Here is a 20,592-nt window from a genome sequence, read left to right as displayed (position 1 = left end):
GCCGACACCGGAGCACAGACTTTCTATTCATAACTCTTTTCCAGTTCGTCAACCAGCTCTCCGACGTAGGCAACAGCTTCCCTGATGGCATCAGGCTGGGACATGTCGATGCCGGCCTTTTCAGCCAAGTCAAGCGGCTTCATCGTTCCGCCGGCTTTTAATACAGAAAGCCAGCGGTCGACAGCGGGTTGTCCTTCTTCACGGATTTTACCGGCCATAGCCGTTGAAATTGTCAGTCCGGCTGAATAAGTATATGGATATAAACCCATGTAATAGTGCGGCTGGCGCATCCATGTCAGACCGGCGCCATCATCGATTTCCACTGCATCGCCCCAGAAATTTTGAAGCGCTTCTTTTTTCTCCCCGGTTAATACATCTTCTGTAAGTGGTGTGCCGGATTCGGCCAATGCATATACACGGCGCTGGAATTCACCTTCCAAAAGATGGGTGACAAAGTTATGGTAGTATGTTTCGAGCAGCTGGCTGATAACCCAGCGTTTCATCCGTTTATCATCTGTTTTGGCTATCATATGATCTGCAAGCAGTAATTCGTTTAATGTTGAAGGCGCCTCGACAAAATAGGTGGATGGTTCTGTATTAACAAGCGACTGGTTTTCACCGGCAAGGTAGAAATGCCCTGCATGCCCCAGTTCATGGGCCAATACAAATGCTCCGCGCATTGTATCTGTCCATGTCACTAAAATATATGGATGAACGCCATATGGTGACGCACAAAACGCCCCTGTCTGTTTTCCAACGTTGTCAGACCGGTCTACCCAGCGATTATTGATGCCTTTTCGTATAATCTCACTGTACTCAGGTCCCATAACCTTCAGTGCTTCTTGTATTGTTTCCGTCGCTTCCTCAAACGTTGTGGAAGGATTGAAATCAGGATCGAGCGGTGCTTTTAAGTCATAAAAATGCATCTTCCTAAGGCCGAGCTTCTCCTGTTTCAGCTTGACAAACCGGCGCATATGAGGTGCAAGTTCCTGTTGGATAACATCAAGCTGGTTATGATACATATCTTTAGTCACTTGCTGCGAATGGAGCAGCATATCGGTAACGGAGTCGTAGGAACGAAGTCGTGACATCGTAACCTGTTTCGTTACTTCGGTGGCATATGCTGCAGCATAAGTATTTTTATATTGATTCAACGTACTGGTGAATGCGTCATATGCTTGTTTACGAATAGTAGCATCCGGTGACGTTTCATAGCTGTCCTCGTAAAGAGCGGATGACATCGGCAGCTCTGCCCCATTTTCATCCTTTATGGAACGAAAAGTCATATCTGATGATTTGCTCCGCTCATAAATCATGAATGGTGCATTATGTACCTCGCTGAGCGCTGCCAATGTTTCTTCAATTTCCGGTGCCAGTGTGAATGGTTTTTTCTCGAAGATATCCTCGAGAATCTTACGGTATGTTGTCAGTTCCGGTTCTTCTTCTATCAAGTGATCAATAGCATCACTCGGCAATTCCAGCAGTTCATTCTCAACGAATGATAATTTAGCACCGATTTCTGCAAGAACCGATGATACTTTGGCTGAATCCGCCTGGTTTTGAGGATCTGACCCATCGGTTGCTGATTTTAGATTTGCGTAAGTCGCAACACGGATCAGGCGCTTTTCAAAACGTTCATAAGATTTCAGACCGCTTAATATAGTTTTGGGATTTTGTATGAGCCGACCCTTATATTGTGTGACGTCACTGACGTTGGCCTGGAGGGCATTTAATTCGTTTTCCCACTCTTCATGTGATGCGAATAAATCAGTCAAGTCCCAAGTCTGTTCATTCGGCACTTCAGAACGCTTCAATCGTTTAATTGTCATATGAAATCTCCTTTATTTCGAACTATAAAATAATCATAACATTTTGTACAAAAAAAGACACAGCTGTATGAATAGCTGTATCAATGGAAAGAAAGTATAAGATTCGCGTACAATGAGCATAAGGTGGTACAGATGAATTATCTTGCCGGGTGGTCACATTCGTCACACAGATTACCGTAACAATCGGCTTTTTCAAACATTTCGTGACCGCAGTTGCGGCATTTTTTTCGCGGCAGATTTCGGAAAAACTCGACAACGTTCATCATGTGTTAACATCCCCTTTATTTTGTTAAAACTATTGTATTATAACAGTATGCATGATGTCAATACTGTGTTACAACAAAATTTAAATTTTTGAGGTGAAAATTTATGAAATTAACGATTGTTGGCTACTGGGGCGGGTATCCTGCCCCGGGTGGCGCGACGTCCGCATATTTACTTGAACAGGATGATTTTACGTTATTAATTGATGCCGGCAGCGGCTCATTGTCCAAACTGCAAACGATCAAACATGTCATGGATCTTGATGCGGTCATTCTGTCACATTATCACAACGATCATGTGGCTGATATCGGCGTTCTGCAGTATGCATGGCTGGTCCAGTCGTATATTCGAAAAAGCAATGAAATTCTGCCGATATACGGGCATACAGAAGATGAGGAAGGTTTCAAGTCATTAACACATAAAAATACAGAAGGGATCGCCTATGATCCAGCCGAATCATTGGAAATCGGCCCGTTTACCATCACTTTTTTGCAAACGGACCATCCGGTGCCATGTTACGGTATGCGGATTACCGACGGGGAGACAGTTCTTGTCTATACCGCTGACACAGCTTTTAAAGAAGAATGGTATGACTTTGCCAAAGACGCTGATTTTCTGATTACGGACTGTAATTTTTATGAAAATCAGGACGGATCCGGCGCAGGACATATGACAAGTAAAGAGGGCGCTATGATTGCTGAGAAAGCGAAAGCCGGAAAACTTATTCTCAGCCATCTGCCGCAATATGGTGACAACAACGACCTTGTAAAAGAAGCAGAACAATATTTCAACGGGAGTATTGAACTGGCAGCAGAAGATCTTGTGTGGGAAAAATCGTAATTTTTGCTTGACACCGATATTTTTATTAAACTATTTAATAGGACGTTAGAATGACAAGGGAGGCACGAGTCGTGAAATTTATTGATAACCAGGGCATCACTGACCCGACTGTAAATCTGGCAATTGAAGAGTATATCCTGCAAAATTTCGGGGAAAAGGATACATATTTATTGTTTTATATCAATAAACCCTCGATTATTGTCGGGCGGAATCAAAATTCAGTTGAAGAAATAAACACCGATTATGTGGATGAGAACGGTATCGAAGTCGTTCGTCGTCTGTCCGGCGGCGGGGCGGTTTATCATGATGAGCAAAATCTTAATTTCAGTTTCATCACGAAAGATGACGGGGAAAGCTTCCAGGATTTTGCGAAGTTCACCCAGCCGATTGTGGACGCTTTGAACAAAGTCGGTGTGCCGGCAGAAATGAAGGGGCGGAATGACCTGGCTGTGGAAGGCCGCAAAATCTCGGGTAATGCCATGTTCTCAACAAGAGGCCGTATGTTCAGCCACGGTACACTGATGCTTGACTCGGAAATTGAAAATGTTGTCTCAGCATTAAATGTCAACAAAGAAAAAATCGAATCAAAAGGTATCAAATCAATTCGCAGCCGTGTCGCCAACATTTCCGAATATCTTGATGAAAAGATTTCAATGGACGAGTTTAAAGAAATGATTTTAAAACACGTTTTTGAAGTGGAAAATGTCAATGATGTGCCGGAGTATAAGCTGACTGACGCCGATTGGGAAGAAATTCATAAGATCTCAGAGCACCGTTACCAAAAATGGGAATGGAACTATGGCAAATCGCCTAAATTCAACGTGCAGGCATCCCATAAGTTCGACGCAGGGCTTGTCGATGTGCGCTTTGATGTGAATAACGGCACGATTGAAAACTGCAAAATCTACGGCGACTTTTTCGGATTGGGTGAAATCAGTGATCTTGAAAATAAACTGATAGGCGTACGCCATGAGCGCCAAGCGATTCAAGATGCACTGGCAGATTTCGATGTGTCGTATTATCTCGGCAAAATTCCTAAAGATGAATTTATTAAATTGCTGTATTAATACAGATGAGAACCGGCTGCCGTTAAAAAGGAACAGCATGATTTAAGCAGATATAAAATAATAAATCTTTAAGCAGTCCAATGCAGAACGATATAAATGGACTGCTTATTTTTTGATTTGAATGCGGGCTGCGGCAGTCAAAATTGACAAATTATACGAAATAAATTCTTTATCAATCAACTTTTTGTCAAAATTTAAGAAAAAACTGAATTTTTTATTGCAATTTTTATGTCTGATTGGTAAATTATAGATACGCCTCTTTCTTTTCATGTTTACATGAAAGGATGAATGATTATGCTCAATAATTATTATGCCCCATCGTATGAAATAACACCTCTCACCATGGCTGTTATCGCAATTCAGGATGAAAACGGGAACACTGCCACACGCATCCTGGAAGATAGGGAAGAATATTCCATACATTATGCCCCGAGTAAAATGGTTGATAATGCCTGCAAGTTTTTCGGAAGCAGCCTCAGGGGAAGACAGGACGGGACTCGTGATATTTGTGGCATCACCCACAAAGCCCCAATTTCAATCGATCCGACCAGCGGCATGTACTTTTTTCCGACAACATCTCCATCCAATACCAAATGTTCATGGATCGCCCATTCGCATATCGATCAGGTCAATCAGGGGCCGGGAAGACAGACTGAGGTCATTTTTAAAAACCAGAAATCGATTATTCTGTCTGTCTCACTTGGCTCGATGCTTAACCAGGTACAGCGAACAGCACAGTACCGCTATTTACTCGATAATCGTATCAAGTATCTGCAGAGGCATAATCCGGATGTGGTTGCAGAGCCTTTCGCATGAGTTCCTGTATGATCGCCTCCACTTTTTTGCGGATGGCCGGGTTAAAATAATTACGCTTTTCTTCCCGCCCCCTGCAAAGAAATAGATACGAGGAAAATGAATCGTTTTTATTCAATGCCATAACCTGAATTTTTTTGTCCCGCATGGTCTTTCGCAGTTCTTTCCGTTCATTTACAGCATCGGAATGCATTTTTTCCAAAAGTTTTGTATAAGGTTCCTTAATTTTAAAGCGCCCCTGCTCAATCGTCTGGAGATCCTGCTGAATCACCACGATTGCCATCGAAAGAAACAGAAAGCGTGAAGCCGGTTGTAATTCTTCATCATTCAAGTAGCGCAAACTATCCCCTCCAATAACGAACATTTGTTCCATTGTAATCAGTATATGATAAATTGAACAAAAAATACACTAAAAAACTCAATTTGAGGTAAAATGATAAGAAAGAGGCATCTTTCATTCGGCTGATACAAGCTAAAGTGGAGGGAATGTTTGGTAATTTTTGCTATGCAGCTTGTAAAGATTACTGTAAAATATATTTAGCTATAATAGATGATGAAACGATTTTGAGTAAGGGGACAAAGAATATATGAAGTTGCTAAATGTCAGCCTGGCTGATTGGCGGCTGTGGCTTGAACAGGAAAAAATGGATGAATTCATTCAGGAATTACTGAATGAATATGAAAGCCTGGGACCGCTGCCGGGTATATTATTGCCATTTATAGAAGCATTTCTTCCGTTTTTGCCGTTAATTGTCTTTGTGTTTGCCAATGCAGCAGCATATGGCTTATGGAAAGGTTTCATATTTTCCTGGATCGGCGCATGTGGTGGTGCAATCCTGGTATTTTGGGTCATACGGAAACTTGGGGACAAGCGTCTATTTAAAGTGATACGCCGTAATAAGCAAGTTCGCCGGGTAACCGTATGGGTCGAACGGCATGGCTTTGGGCCGCTCTTTCTATTGATGTGTTTCCCCTTCTCGCCATCATCGGTGATTAATATTGTGTCAGGCCTTTCAAAAATCAGCGTTCAGCAATTTATATTGGCAGTTCTCCTCGGCAAGTCGGTCATGATTTTTTCTCTGGCTTTTATAGGGTCAAGTATTTTCGAATTTGCTCAAAATCCGGTCAGAACAATCGTCGTCGGTATCTGCATAGGCTTGTTCTGGGTGTTTGGGAAATATATTGAACGGCGGCTGCAGAGAAGAACGGTCATAAAGGAGATTTCTGAGCGGGAAGAGGTTAAAAAGTAGTCAAACAGGGTATGCTGATATAAGTGATAGAACGCGGCATATCAAAATACTCGGGGAGAAGAGCTGAACGATTTGCGCTCTCTCCGGTGAGTCTGATATGCCGGGTTCAGTTAAATACCCTGGAGGAAGATCGGTATGAAAAGAAAAAGAAGATATATAAAAAAGATAGTCCCGGTCGTATTGGTTGCTCTGGTTCTGGCAATTATCTTCCGTTCCTCGCTTTTTGCCAGTTATGTTGTGAACGGTGAGTCGATGGAGCCAACATTATATGACGGGAATTTATTAATGGTCAATAAAGTTGCGTATAATCTGACAGAGGTCGATCGTTTTGATATTATTGTGTTCCATGCTGATAAACAGGATGATTATGTGAAACGGGTTATCGGACTTCCCGGAGATGAGATCATTTATGAAAATGATAAACTGTATATTAATGGCGAACATGTTGAGGAACCATTTTTAGAGCCGTTTCGCAATGTGAATGACACCGGACCGTATACGGAAGATTTCACGTTAAAAGGCGTTACAGACTCAAAAGAGGTGCCTGAAGGGAAATTGTTTGTCATGGGTGATAATCGTCAGGACAGTCTCGACAGCCGTGAAATTGGATTTATTGATGCAGAGACACTGGTCGGAAAAGTCGATATCAAATACTGGCCCGTTTCAGAAGTGAAATTAAGCTTTGGATAAAGTGAATCTTCAATCAGTGGGGGATCCATCACTGATTGTTAGATGAACGAATCGGACATTTACTGGCAGTTGATCCCCATGGGTGTCTTACTGCCAGTTACATGCGGGATAAAAATATAAAACGAGCGGAAAGTGTATAAAACCTATTTCTCTGATAAAATGAGAAATAGGTTTTATTATGTTCAATTGGTGTTCAATGTGTAAGATTCAAACACGCTGCAGGCGGCAGGTGCGCATTCGCAGGAACATTAAATCAGCGAAGTAAACGCTCCCTGCAGGTTATAATATATTCAATGAAACATGCTGCATAACGCAAGTTGCGTTTAAAGTCATAACAGGCTTTCATTTTAAGGGGGGATGGTTTAATGGGAATCCGATTTTTATTAGGCAGAGCAGGAACAGGCAAAAGTGACTGGGTATTAAATGATATCCAGAAGAAATTGGCCGATAACCCGCAAGGTACGCCTGTTTTTTACATTGTGCCGGATCAAATGACATTTCAGCGGGAATATGCCTTGTTTCAGGGGGATATCAAAGGAAGCATTCGCGCCCAGGTCCTCAGTTTTTCCCGCCTGGCATGGCGCGTGCTGCAAGAGACGGGCGGTGCAACAAAGCAATTTATCAGCTCGGTCGGCACCCAGATGATGCTTCGCAAAATTATTGCGGAAAAAGGAAGTGACTGGCAGGTTTTTCAAAAAGCACTTGAAAAGCAAGGATTTCTGGAACAACTGGAAAGCATGATCACTGAATTCAAACGGCACTGCATCACACCGGATATGCTCTATATGCAAATCGAACAAATACAAAAGTTTATTCATAAAGAACCCGGTGAAGCAGCATTGGAAGGCAAGCTGAACGATTTGGCCTACATCTATGATAATTTAATTCGCGTGCTGCAAGGAAAATATGTAGACAGCGAAGATCAGCTCCAGCTGCTTGCAGAGAAAATAAAGGATGCATCACTTCTGAATGATGCTGACATTTATTTGGACGGGTTTCACCGTTTTTCACCACAAGAGCTCGTCGTCGTTGAAGAACTGATGAAAAAATGCCGTTCGGTGACGATAGCATTGACAACAGATACTTTAAACGATGACAGCATATCCGAACTTGATTTATTCTATCAGACGAAAGAAACATGTCACGCATTGCACAGAATCGCTCATGAAAATGCAGTCCCGATCGATGAATCGATTGTGCTTGAGCCGGAAAATGGCAGGCTGCATAACCGGCCATATTTCACCCATCTTGAACAGCAGTTTGACACGAGGCCTGCCCCTGTGTATGAAGGCGAGGTCCCGATTCAGATAGCCGAAGCCGTCCATCCGCGTGCAGAGGTGGAAGGCGCAGCTCAGGAAATTCTTCGTCTGGTGCGGGAAGAACACTACCGCTTTCAGGATATAGCTGTCTTTATCCGCCAGACTGGCGTTTATCATGATTTGATTGATACGATTTTCAATGATTATGATATTCCTGTTTTCATAGATGAAAAACGCAGTATGCTGAATCATTCACTGATTGAATTTATTCGGTCGGTCATGGATGTTGTTGATGGGAATTGGCGATACGATGCAGTGTTCCGGGTGTTGAAAACCGGTTTTATTCCGATAACGGACGTTAAGTATCCACTTGATAATGACGCGATTGATGAACTGGAAAATTATGTGCTTGAATACGGGGTCCGCTCACGTACGCAGTGGCTGCGTGATGATGACTGGGTTTTCCAGCGGTTTATTGGTCTTGACCGGTCGGCACAGACGGATGCGGAAAAAGAAACACAGAAGCGGATTAACGCGTATCGCCGTCAGGCTGCCAAGGCCTTGGAGGGATTTGATAAAGATTTCCGGAAAGCTGAAACAGTAAGCGAGCGTTGCGAAATCGTTTATATGCTGCTGGAGGAACTTGGTGTGCCGGAAAAACTTGAAAAGATGCGGGAGGCGTATGACGCACAAGGCCAAATTGAAAAAGCACGCGAACAGGAACAAGTATGGAATGCTGTCATTCAGCTGTTCGATGAGATGGTTGAAATGGCAGGCGGTGAAACGATGACACTGGGAACATTCCGAGCGGCTATTGAAGCGGGTTTTGAATCACTGACATTTGCCCATGTGCCGCCGAGCATTGATCATGTGATTGTCGGTACGATTGATCGGTCGCGAATCAGCGGCATGAAATGTTCATTCCTGCTTGGTGTAAATGATGGCACATGGCCGATGAAACCGGCAGAGGACGGCATGATCAATGAACAGGAGCGCAAAACTCTTGCCGAACATGGTTTGGATCTTGCTGAAAGCAAACAGCGTCAGCTCCTGGATGACTGGTTTTACATGTATCTCGCCTTCACCTCGGCGAATGATTATTTATGGGTCAGTTATCCGCTGAGTGATGAAGAAGGTAAATCGAAAATGCCGTCACAATTAATTAAACGTCTTGAAGACTTATTCCCTGCATTATGTGATCACCTTCTCTTGCAGGAGCCTGATGAACTGTATGATGCTGAGCGATTCATCACCACCCCCCTTAAGACAAGGGCCGCGCTTACTGTACAGCTGGCCCGCAGTGCGAAAGGCTATCCGGTTAAAAAAGTCTGGCAGTATGTACTGGACTGGTATATCCGCAATCATGAAAAGTACAGTACGACATATACCATTTTACAAAGCTTGTATTATCAGAATCTGCCGGTTAATCTGAGCAGGGAAACGACTGAAGCGCTGTACCCGAAACAGGTCAAGGCGAGTGTATCAAGGCTTGAATCTTATTATCGCTGTTCCTATCAGCATTTTGCCCAATACAGCTTAAACCTTCAAGAACGAAAGACTTATAAACTTGATGCGCCGGATATTGGTCAGCTTTTTCATGAAGCATTGAAAAAAATCAGCGAATGGATTCAGGCAGAGGGCAGAGATTTTGCCCAATTGACGCATCAGGAAAGTGCGGGTTATGCCCGGCATGCTGTTGAAAACCTGGCACCGGTGCTGCAACATCAGATCCTGCACAGTTCAAATCGTTATAAATATATTCAGCAAAAGCTGCAGGACGTTATCACACGAGCAACCTACATTTTAAGCGAACAGTCCCGGCATAGTGAATTCTCACCCGTTGGACTCGAGCTCGGGTTTGGTGACAAACAGACACTCAATCCGGTATCACTGCAATTGCCAAACGGATATGAACTGATGTTGCGCGGGCGGATTGACCGGGTTGATAAAGCGGAAAGTGCCGAGGGATTATTTTTGCGGATTATTGATTACAAATCGAGCCAAAAAGGGTTGAACCTTGTAGAAGTGTATTACGGTCTGGCTCTTCAGATGCTGGCATATCTTGATGTTGTGCTGTCACAATCCGAACATTGGCTCGGGGTAAAAGCAAGCCCGGCCGGCGTCCTTTATTTTCATGTCCATAATCCGATGATTTCTGTGGGGAAGAGGATGTCGGATGACCAAATCGAAAAGGAATTATTCAAAAAGTATAAGATGCAAGGCCTGCTGCTGTCTGATAAAGAGCTTGTCAAGCAAATGGACACCTCGCTGGACTCAGGTGCCAGTGAAATTATTCCTGCCGGTTTGAAAAAGGATGGCGATTTCCGTAAAGGTTCGAGAATTGCTGATCACGAAACGTTCCGAAGCCTTCAAGACCACATTCATCATCTGATGATGCAAGCAGGGATTGATATGACATCCGGCGGTGTTCATCTGAATCCGTTCCAGCATAAGCAGCAGACGGCGTGCACTTTCTGCTCTTTCCGGTCGGTTTGTCAGTTTGATCCAACTCTGGAGGAGAATAATTACCGCAAGCTGACAGACTTGAAGGACGATGAAATTTTGGAAAAGCTGCGTCAGAAGGAGGAATCATAGTGGTCAACTGGACAAGAGAACAGGAAGAAGCCATTTATACAGACGGACGTGATGTTCTCGTTGCTGCAGCTGCCGGTTCAGGTAAAACAGCTGTCCTTGTCGAGCGAATCATCCAAAAACTTGTACGAAACGAAAACCCGGTGGATATTGATTCGCTGCTTGTCGTAACGTTTACCAATGCAGCGGCACAGGAAATGCGCAACCGCGTGGCAGAAGCGCTTGAAGAACGATTGGCAGAAAACCCTGCCTCCATGCATCTGAAGAAGCAATTATCACTCCTGCAGCGAGCTTCGATTTCCACATTGCATTCATTTTGTTTGGATATCGTCAGACAGTACGCGTACCTGCTGGATATTGATCCTGGCTTTCGAATTGCTGATGATATGGAAGCCGATTTAATCAAGCAGGAAGTGAGTGATAATCTGTTAGAAGAATGGTATGGAAAAGAAGGAGCGGAACAGGAAAACTTCTTTTCGGTTGTTGACCGTTTTTCCAGTGACCGCAGTGATGCCGATGTTGAAGACCTTATTTTCAAATTATATAACTTCGCCATGCAAAATCCCCGGCCGGCTAAATGGCTTGAGGAGCTGGCGGATGCCTATGACATTCCGGATAACTGGCAGGAGGATGATTTAAACTGGCTCGACATCATCAAACAAGAAGTGCAAAACCAGTTTGATGCCATCCATCAGCAAATGCACCTTGCCATGGAGCTGACACGGGAAAATGACGGCCCTTATCATTATGCCGATACGATTGAATCTGATTTTGAATTATTGCATGAAGCACAGGCAAGAAAATCATCATGGAAGGATTTGCAGGCGTTTATGACATCACGTTCATTTGACAGGTTATCCGGCAAGAGCGTCGATTGTGATAAAACGAAACAAGAATATGCGAAAACGCTAAGAAAAAATTATAAAGACCGCTGGGAAAAAATGAAAGACAACTGGTTCAGCCGTGATTTGGAAAATCATGTTGCTGATATGCAGACTTTAGCCCCTGTCATCAGGCAGCTGGCTGAATTGGTGAAGCAGTTCAAAGACAGATTCAGCGAGGAAAAACGGGAACGGGGGATCGTGGATTTTTCCGATCTGGAACATTTTTGCCTCGAGCTTTTAATGGATGAATCATCAGATGAGGCGAATGTGATACCATCCAATGTAACTGTTAGCTTAAGAGAGCAGTTCACAGAGCTTCTGATCGATGAATACCAGGATACGAACCTTGTCCAGGAAACAATTCTCTCGCTGATAAGTGATTCCAGCGGTCCGGGGAATAGGTTTATGGTCGGTGATGTTAAACAAAGCATCTACCGGTTCCGTCATGCTGAGCCATCTCTGTTTATTGATAAATACAAACGTTTTGCAAACGAAGAACTGGCTGCAAAACGGATCGATCTCGCAAGCAATTTCCGAAGCCGTGAACAAATCCTCACAGGGACAAATTACGTCTTCCGGCAGATTCTGGATGAAGCGTTGGGTGAGATCAGCTACGATAAAGATGCCGAACTGATTTACGCCAATAACCGGTATGATGCACTGCCGCACCCGGAACCCGAACCGGAGCTTGTCATCATTGACCGTGAGTCGCCTGAAGAGAAAGAGGATCTTTCACCGGAAGAAGAGGACTATCAGGATCTGGAAAAAGCTCAGCTTGAGGCACGGGCATACGCCGAAAAAATCAAAGGATGGATCGGAAAGAAGGAAGCCGCACCACTCCAGGTTTACGATAAAACAACCGATGCCCAGCGGGATATGCAATACCGTGATGTTGTCATATTGCTGCGTTCGATGACGTGGGCGCCGGCGATTATGGATGAATTGAAAAAACAGGGAATTCCTGTTTATGCTGAACTTTCCACAGGTTATTTTGAAGCAATGGAAGTCAAAATCATGATTAATCTGCTGAAAGTGATTGATAATCCAAGGCAGGACATCCCGCTCGCCTCAGTATTAAAATCACCAATCGTTGGTTTGAATGAAGAAGAACTTGGACGCGTACGTCTGGCCGATAGACATGGTGGTTATTATGACGCGTTAAAAGCGTTTCATAAGCAAAATCGTGATGATACGGCCATTAAAACAGGTGATTTTCTAGAAAATCTTGAGCGCTATCGTGTTGCTTCACGGCAAGGGGCGTTATCAGAGCTGATCTGGCAAATTTATCGCGAAACCGGCTACTATGATTTTGTCGGCGGCATGCCTGGGGGACGGCAGCGTCAGGCTAATCTAAGGGCGCTTTATGATCGCGCACGCGGCTATGAGACAACGTCGTTTCGCGGTTTGTTCCGTTTTCTGAGGTTTATAGAACGCATGGAAGAGCGCGGCGATGATTTGGGGGCAGCACGGGCGCTCAGTGAACAGGAAGATGTGGTAAGGATTATGACCATCCATAAAAGCAAGGGGCTTGAATTCCCTGTTGTGATTCTTGGAGCTATGGATAAGCAGTTTAATTTGCAGGATTTAAATGCGCGCTATTTATTGCATAAAGACCTTGGTTTTGCCAGTAAATTTATCGATCCAGTCAAGCGGATTATGTATCCGACGCTGTTTTATCATGCTTTAAAAGAAAAGAAGCGGCGTGAATCGCTGGCAGAGGAGATGCGGGTATTGTACGTGGCGCTGACTCGGGCAAAAGAAAAACTGCTGATGATCGGTAATGTCTCATCTTTCACCAAAAAGCAGGAAAAGTGGGAACAGATTATTAACCACACTGACTGGGTATTACCCGCGCACTATCGTGTGTCATCGAAAACCTATTTGGATTGGATCGGCCCGGCCCTAATCCGCCATCAATCCGGTGAGACCTTGCGTTCGATGGAGCTTTCAGACCAGGTGCTTGAGGCCATTCGTCTGGACCCGTCAGAATGGAATGTATCTGTCGTCCATGGAAGTTATTATGCGAATTTGGATGAAGAGCTTGCGCGGGAATCAAACGAGCTGAAAGAGAACATTGTGAACTGGGAAGCGCTTGAATTAGACGATAATATTTATCACCAAGCCGTCGACAATCGGTTGTCCTATGTTTACCCATATGAGGAAGCCGCGCATTCCCGAGCCAAACAGACCGTTACAGAAATCAAGCGGCAGCGTGAGATAAAGGATGAATACAGTGATGATCAGCTTGTTCAGACCTACCGGCCGCCGATTATAAAACGGCCTGCCTTTATGCAAAAACAACAATCGATAACGGCTGCAGAACGGGGTACCGCCATGCATACAGTCATGCAGCACATACCATTGGATAAACCGATGCCGGGTAATGCGATTGAGGAATTCGTTGAGTCGCTGGTTGAACGTGAAATACTGACAAGGCAGGAGGCAGACGCCATTGATATATTGGCTGTTGAAGCATTTTTTACCACCGACTTCGGGCAAATGGTCATCAATGCTCCGGTCATTTATCGTGAAGTTCCGTTCAGTTTGACACTGCCGGCATCAGAAATTTATGCAAAATGGACGAGCGAAACGGATGAGCGTGTACTGGTCCAAGGGGTGATTGACTGTGTTATGCCCAAGGACGATGGTTGGATAATTTTGGACTATAAGACGGACGCCATCACAGGTGAGGTCACTGAGGATAAAAAGGGCGATCTTTCCAGGCGTTACGACGTGCAGATGAAGCTTTATAAACAGGCATTGGAATCGATTTGGAAAGAATCTGTTGCGACAGCTCATCTTTATTTCTTTGACCGTCAACTGGAATTGAAAATTTGAACGTTTTTCGCGGAGGCAAAAGGCAGCAACATTTTCGCTGATTGAAGTTTCGCTCTTCCACGCATGTAATGGTCAGTAACCCGCCGAAGAACGGCGGGTTACTGACCATTACATGCCCGATTCTGCTCAACTAACATTCAACCGGGAAGAACACCCTGTTGAATGAAGTTTTTCTGTATGACAAATTTGTTACAGAATAAAGGGAGGGGGTATTCACAAGGAAGATGTCAAAAATAATGCGCCGGAAGAAGAACATAACAAAGATGACAGAGCACTAACTAAGCTGGGTGGCCTGATCTGTGGAAAAACGAGGCGCGAGCTGAGGGTTTTAAAATGGAAATAAGGTTTTGCTGGCATTTTGATGTCCTCCTTAACTATAATTTAAGCAGACTGTTTATTGGGGGACGTGAAAATCATGCAGACTGCAGCACCATTAAAAAAATCTGAACGTATGACGTGGATCGATGCAGCAAGGGGATTTGCCATTTTAGGTATTTTTATTGTGAATATCGGCGCTTTTTCTGCCCCGTATTTTTTGTACGGAGGTGGCATGGAGGCTTGGGATAATACAATTGATCAGTCTGTGCAAATCTTGATTGACATTTTCTTTCAGGCGAGTTTCTATACATTATTCTCGATTCTTTTTGGTTTTGGCCTGCAAATTTTAAAAGAACGGCTCGAGGAAAAAGCGATTGCGGTTCAACCTTTCATATTCCGCAGACTATTGATATTAATCGGATTTGGTTTGGTTCATGCCTTTTTAATTTGGCATGGTGATATTCTATTATCCTATGGCATCATCGGATTGTTTGTCATTGCCTTTATATTCAATGATGAAAAAACAATCCTGACTTGGGGTTCGCTCATCCTTTTTGCCAGTGTCAGCTTATATACGCTGACGCTTTATAACGCGAAGGATTTACTGGGCAGTGCCAACACATCAGGAATCTATCTTGCTATGGATAATTATGCCAGTGATAATCTGACGGCGATCCTTGGACAGAATCTGAATGACTGGTTGTATTCGAATAGCGTGTTTTCTTATATGCTTCTGGGGACGACGTTATTGCCGCTGTTTCTGTTTGGGATGTATCTGGGCAAAAAACGCTGGCTGCATCGTCCGGCTGAATTCAGACAAGAGCTGAGGAGAGGATGGCTGATCAGTTTGATTTTTTTCGGTATGCTGAAGGCAGGACCCTATTTATTCGACAATCCCGAGTGGTTTTCATACGCCCAGGATAATCTTGGCGGAACCGCATCAGCACTGTTTTACTTATTTTCGATAACATTGCTTGGCCAAAGTCAATTTGGCAAAAAGCTGCTTAAGCCATTCAGCTTTGTCGGTCGCATGTCGATGAGCAACTATATTCTGCAATCACTTATCTGCTTTGTGCTGTTTTATGGGATTGGATTCGGTCTGTACGGATCAGTGAGACCGGTTGAAGCGATGGGGATTGTAGCGCTGGTTTATACTGCACAGATATTTTTCAGCAAATGGTGGCTTTCCATGTATCGGTTTGGCCCGCTTGAGTGGTTGTGGCGGAGTTTAACGTATAAGGAAATGCAGCCGCTAAGGAACAGGGAATAGCCGCCTTGGCTTGCTGAAAGCATACAATAATAATACAGGCTGTTCTTTATGAGATAAGAGCAGCCTGTATTTTCTGTTACGCACTCAATACTTCTTTTATCCGGTCAATAGCCCAGTCTAAATCTGCTTTTTCAATAATAAGCGGCGGGGCAAAGCGGATGACGTTTTCATGTGTTTCCTTGCAAAGCAGTCCTTTTTCTTTTAATGCTTCACAGTACGGACGTGCTGATTCGGTCAATTCAACACCGATAAACAAGCCTTTGCCCCGCACTTCTTTAATCTTTGGATTGCTGATACTTTTCAATTCTTCCATCATGTAATTTCCAAGTTCCTGGGAGCGATCTGCTAAATTTTCTTCTTCAAGTACTTCGAGTGCTGCTGTTGAAACGGCACATGCGAGCGGATTGCCGCCGAAAGTTGACCCGTGTGAACCCGGGTTGAAGACACCGAGGATGTCTTGATTGGCAACAACGCAGGATATTGGGAAGACGCCGCCGCCCAATGCTTTACCTAAAATCAGCACATCCGGTGTTACGTTTTCCCAGTCACATGCGAACATCTTGCCTGTGCGTGCCAGGCCTGACTGGATTTCATCGGCCATATACAATACGTTGTTTTCGGCACAGACATCATAGGCTTCTTTTAAGAATCCTTCAGGCGGCATATTGATGCCTGCTTCCCCTTGAATCGGCTCAAACAGAAAGCCGGCTGTATTTTCATTAATGGCTTCTTTTAATGCATCAATATCCCCGTATGGAATTGTTTTGATGCCCGGAAGTAATGGACCGAATCCGCGCTGATATTCTTCTTCTGATGAGAGGGAAACAGCTGTCATCGTACGGCCGTGGAAATTGCCTTCAACGGCGATGATTTCGGCTTTGCCTTCAGGAACACCTTTGACGTCATATGCCCAGCGGCGGACAGCTTTAATCGCTGTTTCAACTGCTTCCGCGCCGGTGTTCATTGGCAGTGTCATTTCTTTGTTCGTCATTTTGCATACTTTTTCAAACCATGGACCAAGCTGGTCGTTGTGAAACGCACGGGATGTCAGGGTGAGTTTATCTGCCTGTTGTTTTAATGCATCGATAATCTTCGGGTGACGATGGCCCTGATTCAGTGCGGAATAGGAACTTAGCATATCCATGTAACGGTTGCCTTCAGGATCTTCAACCCAGACACCTTCTGCTTTTTCTATGACAACAGGCAGCGGATGATAGTTTTTGGCACCGTACTCCTGCGTCTGATCAATAATTTCCTGACTTGATTTTGCCATATTATCCCTCCGAATTAAAAATGCGACTCACTAATTAGTATAACAGTTTTTACTTTAATTTACTTCCCGTAGGCTGTTCAATAAATTTTCAAATGATTATATCGTCTGGACGTGTTAAGATAGATGTTACGATATCAGGGTTGTTCAGGAAGGGAATTTTCGTTTTGAACAGCCTTTTGTCACGTAAATGCATGATTCAAGGAGGAAAGAAAAATGACTACACACTTGCACGTAACGTCATGGGTTCTGGCATTCATTTTGTTTATAGTTGTGATTGCCCTCAATAAAGCAGGCAAAGCAAAAGCGGCTAAAATTGTTCAAATGATTCTACGGCTGGATTATTTATTAATTTTATATTCCGGAGGCGACTTGCTTGCAGCCTATTTTAACGGTGCACAAATGGGAGAGGCGATCTTTAAAGGACTTGCAGGCATATGGGCTATTTTTGCGATGGAAATGATCAGTTTGAAATCCGGCAGGGAAGAGCCGACGAAAAGCTGGTGGATTCAGCTTGTCATCGCTGTTCTCCTGACACTTATTCTCGGTTTCGGCCGGTTAGGTTTTGGATTTTTACCATAAGCTGCACAAGAACAAGGACTTTTCCATAAATGGGGAGGTCCTTTTAAAATTGTTTATGCTCAAATTCTCACCGGAACTTACGCTCTATGATGACAGTCGTACACTAAAGCAAAAGTTGTCATGGTTTCAGGAAAATCCATGACGTTTTTACCCCGCATGTAAAAGTCAGTAACCCGCTAAAGAACACCGGGTAACTGACTCTAAATGTCCGATTCTGCTCAACTAACATTCAGTGGAAAAAGCCCCCACTGAATGAAGTTTCGCTTTACCCCGCATGTAAAAGTCAGTAACCCGCTAAAGAACACCGGGTAACTGACTCTAAATGTCCGATTCTGCTCAACTAACATTCAGTGGAAAAAGCCCCCACTGAATGAAGTTTCGCTTTACCCCGCATGTAAAAGTCAGTAACCCGCTAAAGAACACCGGGTAACTGACTCTAAATGTCCGATTCTGCTCAACTAACATTCAGTGGGAAAAGCCCCCACTGAATGAAGTTTCGCTTTACCTGTGACATTGTTTATAATAGAAGAGGGTTATTCGGTCAGCGTTTCAAGCACGTCATCGATTGTTTTTTCGGATGCAATTAATCCTTTATTTGTCCAGTTACTTGATTCATTTATCGTATAGACGTTGCTATTTTCAACTGCGGGTGTACTTTGCCAAACGCTGCTATCCTTTAGGGTTTGCAGTCCCGGTTCACCTTTTTCGGCCAAAAGAAATACATGATCAGCTTTTAATTGAGAAAGTTTTTCCAGGGAGATAGGGTTCCATTGCGTTTGAGCATTGCCAAGGTTCTTGACTAATTCCGGCTGGTTGATACCAAGTTCGGAATAAAGTACTTCTGCGCTGTGGCGGTCTTGTTCAAATAGAAAGAATTGATCGCCTTTAGCCCATATAGCTGCGACTGTTTCATCACCGATTGCGTTGTTTAATGTTTCTTTCGCGTTGGCAACTTTATCATCATATTGATTTAGGACTTTATCTGCTTTTGATTCCTTGCCAAGTATTTTGCCGAACGTTTCGATTTGCTTGCGCCAGTTATTGGTTGTTTCCTTGGTCATAACATATGTTGGGGCGATTTTTTGATAATCTTCATAGGACCCTTCATAACTGTCAGTGCCATTTTCTAAAATGAGTAAATCCGGTTCATGCTTCAGCACTTGTTCCTGAGGCATGTTCCATTCAAGTTTTGGAACATCTTTTAGCTGTTCTTCCAGATAACCCTGCAGTGTTTGCCCGATTGCCCATTTAGCTGTCGGCTTAACACCTAATGCAAGTAATGCATCTTCATGGAAAGGGGCGATGATACGCTCAGCATTTCCGGGGATTGTCACTTCGCCCTTAGCACTATCCAATGTCACCTCAGATGTCTGATTGTTACCCTGATCACCAGAATCTGAATTGCTGCCAGTATCATTGCCGTTACAGGCGGTAATCAGCAACGTTAATAGCAATAAAAAACCTGTTATGAATAAACGGGATTTGTTTATTTCTCGCATATGTAAGTCTCCTTTATGTTATAATAATTTTCTAGCGATAATGATAATCATTTTCAATTGCTATGTCAATTGTTTTTCCGTCTTAACAAGCAGCAAGATTCTCCGCTCCAACATAGGGATTTAGGAAAGGTAAGTGGGGGAATCAGCTGCCCGTAAAAATTCGATTCGTTCGGGCTTGCTGGATGCGAATCTCGGAAGGCGTTGCCACAGGACAAGGAAAAACTGCGACAGCGCCACGTCGCACGTAAAAATTCGATGTGCTATTGTTACCGGACTTTTTAAACAGCCTCTTATAGGAGTAAATCATGTTATCCATTATACAGCAATCAAAGTTTCTCAAATTAATGATAGTGATTTTGACAATAATCGTTTTAGTCTTTTCCATAGGTCTTTCGGTGTCCTTAGGAGCGGCAGATATTCATTTATCGATTATCTGGCAGGCAGTTTTTAACTTTAATGATAACGTTACATCCCATCAGGTGATTCAGGAGTTACGATTACCGAGAGCTTTAGCGGCTGTAATGACAGGTGCTTTTTTAGCGGTGTCGGGTGCGGTTATGCAAGGTTTGACACGCAATTCTTTAGCATCACCCTCTATTATGGGGGTGACAAATGGAGCGGCGTTTGCACTTGTATTAGTGATGGCTTTTTATCCGGCTGTATCAAACTTCGGGATGACACTTGCTTCTTTTGCAGGCGCCGGAGTTACCGTCATATTAATTTTTATGATTGGTTCTATTTCGCCGGGTGGTCTGACGCCGGTTAAACTTGCATTAGCCGGAGTTGCGATCGGTACATTGTTAAGTTCGCTTTCATCGGTGATCGCGCTTCATTTTCAGCTGGAAAAGCAGCTGGGATTCTGGATGGCAGGCGGATTAGCCGGGACAGACTGGGCGTCAATCCAGGTTTTGCTTATTTCTGGTGCTGTCGGGATGTTGATTGCGCTCATGATTTCCAAATCGATGACCGTACTTAATCTGGGCGAAGATGTGGCTGCAGGGCTTGGCCAAAATAATATCGTGATTAAAATAATGGGGATTATAACCGTTCTGTTATTGACGGGTGCAGCTGTATCTGTTGCGGGTGCAATTGGTTTTATCGGGCTTATTATTCCACATATGACACGTTTTATAATGGGGACAGATTACCGGTGGATTATTCCTGTCTCAGCATTATTCGGCGCACTATTGCTCGTTTTGTCGGACGTTGTTTCGCGGCTGATCAATGCACCATATGAAACGCCTGTTGGTGCGATAACATCACTTATCGGCGTTCCTTTTTTCCTCTATCTTGCCAGGGGAAGCAGTGGGGGTGATAAAAAATGATC

At 43.9% G+C, this 20,592-nt stretch carries 15 protein-coding genes; 10 read left to right on the top strand and 5 right to left on the bottom strand.

Annotated features, from left to right (window positions below; all coding sequences use genetic code 11):
* Nucleotides 1–23: 23 nt before the first annotated feature.
* The gene (pepF, locus tag AOX59_RS08720) at nucleotides 24–1,829 is read right to left on the bottom strand and encodes an oligoendopeptidase F (RefSeq protein ID WP_068444726.1); all 1,806 of its coding nucleotides are present in this window, start codon (nucleotides 1,827–1,829) and stop codon (nucleotides 24–26) included.
* 137 nt (nucleotides 1,830–1,966) lie between these two features.
* Nucleotides 1,967–2,095, bottom strand: coding sequence for a protein YhfH (gene yhfH / locus AOX59_RS19205; protein ID WP_082684165.1), 129 nt, complete (start codon nucleotides 2,093–2,095; stop codon nucleotides 1,967–1,969).
* Between the two features lie 103 nt (nucleotides 2,096–2,198).
* On the opposite strand from yhfH, the gene AOX59_RS08715 reads away from it, so the two are divergent.
* From AOX59_RS08715 to AOX59_RS08705, 3 genes are all read left to right on the top strand, one after another.
* Entirely contained in the window at nucleotides 2,199–2,933 is a 735-nt protein-coding gene (locus tag AOX59_RS08715; protein ID WP_068444723.1) for an MBL fold metallo-hydrolase, read from the top strand.
* A gap of 71 nt (nucleotides 2,934–3,004) precedes the next feature.
* Entirely contained in the window at nucleotides 3,005–4,000 is a 996-nt protein-coding gene (locus AOX59_RS08710) for a lipoate--protein ligase (RefSeq protein ID WP_068444720.1), read from the top strand.
* A 294-nt stretch (nucleotides 4,001–4,294) separates the two neighbouring features.
* Complete coding sequence (locus tag AOX59_RS08705; RefSeq protein WP_068444718.1) at nucleotides 4,295–4,816, top strand: competence protein ComK; 522 nt, start codon at nucleotides 4,295–4,297, stop codon at nucleotides 4,814–4,816.
* Here the strand turns inward: AOX59_RS08705 and AOX59_RS08700 are convergent.
* Nucleotides 4,764–5,153 carry a YhjD family protein gene (locus tag AOX59_RS08700; protein ID WP_068444715.1) on the bottom strand — a complete coding sequence of 130 codons (390 nt, stop codon included), beginning with the start codon at nucleotides 5,151–5,153 and terminating at the stop codon, nucleotides 4,764–4,766. The two genes, AOX59_RS08705 and AOX59_RS08700, sit on opposite strands and share 53 nt — an antisense overlap.
* Nucleotides 5,154–5,400: 247 nt before the next feature.
* On the opposite strand from AOX59_RS08700, the gene AOX59_RS08695 reads away from it, so the two are divergent.
* From AOX59_RS08695 to AOX59_RS08675, 5 genes are all read left to right on the top strand, one after another.
* Nucleotides 5,401–6,063 carry a TVP38/TMEM64 family protein gene (locus AOX59_RS08695; protein ID WP_068444713.1) on the top strand — a complete coding sequence of 221 codons (663 nt, stop codon included), beginning with the start codon at nucleotides 5,401–5,403 and terminating at the stop codon, nucleotides 6,061–6,063.
* A gap of 135 nt (nucleotides 6,064–6,198) precedes the next feature.
* Nucleotides 6,199–6,753 carry a signal peptidase I gene (gene lepB / locus AOX59_RS08690; RefSeq protein WP_068444709.1) on the top strand — a complete coding sequence of 185 codons (555 nt, stop codon included), beginning with the start codon at nucleotides 6,199–6,201 and terminating at the stop codon, nucleotides 6,751–6,753.
* Between the two features lie 365 nt (nucleotides 6,754–7,118).
* A complete protein-coding gene (addB, locus tag AOX59_RS08685; RefSeq protein WP_068444705.1) occupies nucleotides 7,119–10,607 on the top strand; it encodes a helicase-exonuclease AddAB subunit AddB in 3,489 nt (1,162 codons plus the stop codon).
* On the top strand, nucleotides 10,607–14,326 hold the full coding sequence (gene addA / locus AOX59_RS08680) for a helicase-exonuclease AddAB subunit AddA (RefSeq protein WP_068444702.1): 3,720 nt from the start codon (nucleotides 10,607–10,609) through the stop codon (nucleotides 14,324–14,326). The genes addB and addA overlap by 1 nt, the downstream gene beginning before the upstream one ends.
* A 415-nt stretch (nucleotides 14,327–14,741) precedes the next feature.
* On the top strand, nucleotides 14,742–15,914 hold the full coding sequence (locus tag AOX59_RS08675) for a DUF418 domain-containing protein (RefSeq protein ID WP_068444701.1): 1,173 nt from the start codon (nucleotides 14,742–14,744) through the stop codon (nucleotides 15,912–15,914).
* Nucleotides 15,915–15,990: 76 nt separating this feature from the next.
* Here AOX59_RS08675 and AOX59_RS08670 read toward each other — a convergent pair whose 3' ends face one another.
* Nucleotides 15,991–17,187: an ornithine--oxo-acid transaminase gene (locus AOX59_RS08670; RefSeq protein WP_068444697.1), complete on the bottom strand. Its 1,197-nt coding sequence runs from the start codon at nucleotides 17,185–17,187 to the stop codon at nucleotides 15,991–15,993.
* A gap of 213 nt (nucleotides 17,188–17,400) precedes the next feature.
* Here AOX59_RS08670 and AOX59_RS08665 point away from each other — a divergent pair, with 213 nt between their 5' ends.
* Nucleotides 17,401–17,766, top strand: coding sequence for a YisL family protein (locus AOX59_RS08665; RefSeq protein ID WP_068444695.1), 366 nt, complete (start codon nucleotides 17,401–17,403; stop codon nucleotides 17,764–17,766).
* Nucleotides 17,767–18,299: 533 nt separating this feature from the next.
* Here AOX59_RS08665 and AOX59_RS08660 read toward each other — a convergent pair.
* Nucleotides 18,300–19,265 carry an ABC transporter substrate-binding protein gene (locus AOX59_RS08660; protein WP_068444692.1) on the bottom strand — a complete coding sequence of 322 codons (966 nt, stop codon included), beginning with the start codon at nucleotides 19,263–19,265 and terminating at the stop codon, nucleotides 18,300–18,302.
* Between the two features lie 305 nt (nucleotides 19,266–19,570).
* Between AOX59_RS08660 and AOX59_RS08655 the strand changes: the two genes are divergently transcribed.
* On the top strand, nucleotides 19,571–20,590 hold the full coding sequence (locus tag AOX59_RS08655) for a FecCD family ABC transporter permease (RefSeq protein ID WP_068444689.1): 1,020 nt from the start codon (nucleotides 19,571–19,573) through the stop codon (nucleotides 20,588–20,590).
* Nucleotides 20,591–20,592: the final 2 nt, after the last annotated feature.

The organism is Lentibacillus amyloliquefaciens, assembly GCF_001307805.1.
GTDB lineage: Bacteria > Bacillota > Bacilli > Bacillales > Amphibacillaceae > Lentibacillus > Lentibacillus amyloliquefaciens.
The sequence above is the reverse complement of the archived record's forward strand: the minus strand, read 5'-3'. Positions and strand labels throughout refer to the sequence as shown.

Excerpts from the sequence above, each read along its gene's own strand:
- pepF (WP_068444726.1), bottom strand. The coding sequence starts at position 1,829 with ATGACAATTAAACGATTGAAGCGTTCTGAAGTGCCGAATGAACAGACT.
- yhfH (WP_082684165.1), bottom strand. The coding sequence starts at position 2,095 with ATGATGAACGTTGTCGAGTTTTTCCGAAATCTGCCGCGAAAAAAATGC.
- AOX59_RS08715 (WP_068444723.1), top strand. The coding sequence starts at position 2,199 with ATGAAATTAACGATTGTTGGCTACTGGGGCGGGTATCCTGCCCCGGGT.
- AOX59_RS08705 (WP_068444718.1), top strand. The coding sequence starts at position 4,295 with ATGCTCAATAATTATTATGCCCCATCGTATGAAATAACACCTCTCACC.
- AOX59_RS08695 (WP_068444713.1), top strand. The coding sequence starts at position 5,401 with ATGAAGTTGCTAAATGTCAGCCTGGCTGATTGGCGGCTGTGGCTTGAA.
- lepB (WP_068444709.1), top strand. The coding sequence starts at position 6,199 with ATGAAAAGAAAAAGAAGATATATAAAAAAGATAGTCCCGGTCGTATTG.
- addB (WP_068444705.1), top strand. The coding sequence starts at position 7,119 with ATGGGAATCCGATTTTTATTAGGCAGAGCAGGAACAGGCAAAAGTGAC.
- AOX59_RS08675 (WP_068444701.1), top strand. The coding sequence starts at position 14,742 with ATGCAGACTGCAGCACCATTAAAAAAATCTGAACGTATGACGTGGATC.
- AOX59_RS08670 (WP_068444697.1), bottom strand. The coding sequence starts at position 17,187 with ATGGCAAAATCAAGTCAGGAAATTATTGATCAGACGCAGGAGTACGGT.
- AOX59_RS08665 (WP_068444695.1), top strand. The coding sequence starts at position 17,401 with ATGACTACACACTTGCACGTAACGTCATGGGTTCTGGCATTCATTTTG.
- AOX59_RS08660 (WP_068444692.1), bottom strand. The coding sequence starts at position 19,265 with ATGCGAGAAATAAACAAATCCCGTTTATTCATAACAGGTTTTTTATTG.
- AOX59_RS08655 (WP_068444689.1), top strand. The coding sequence starts at position 19,571 with ATGTTATCCATTATACAGCAATCAAAGTTTCTCAAATTAATGATAGTG.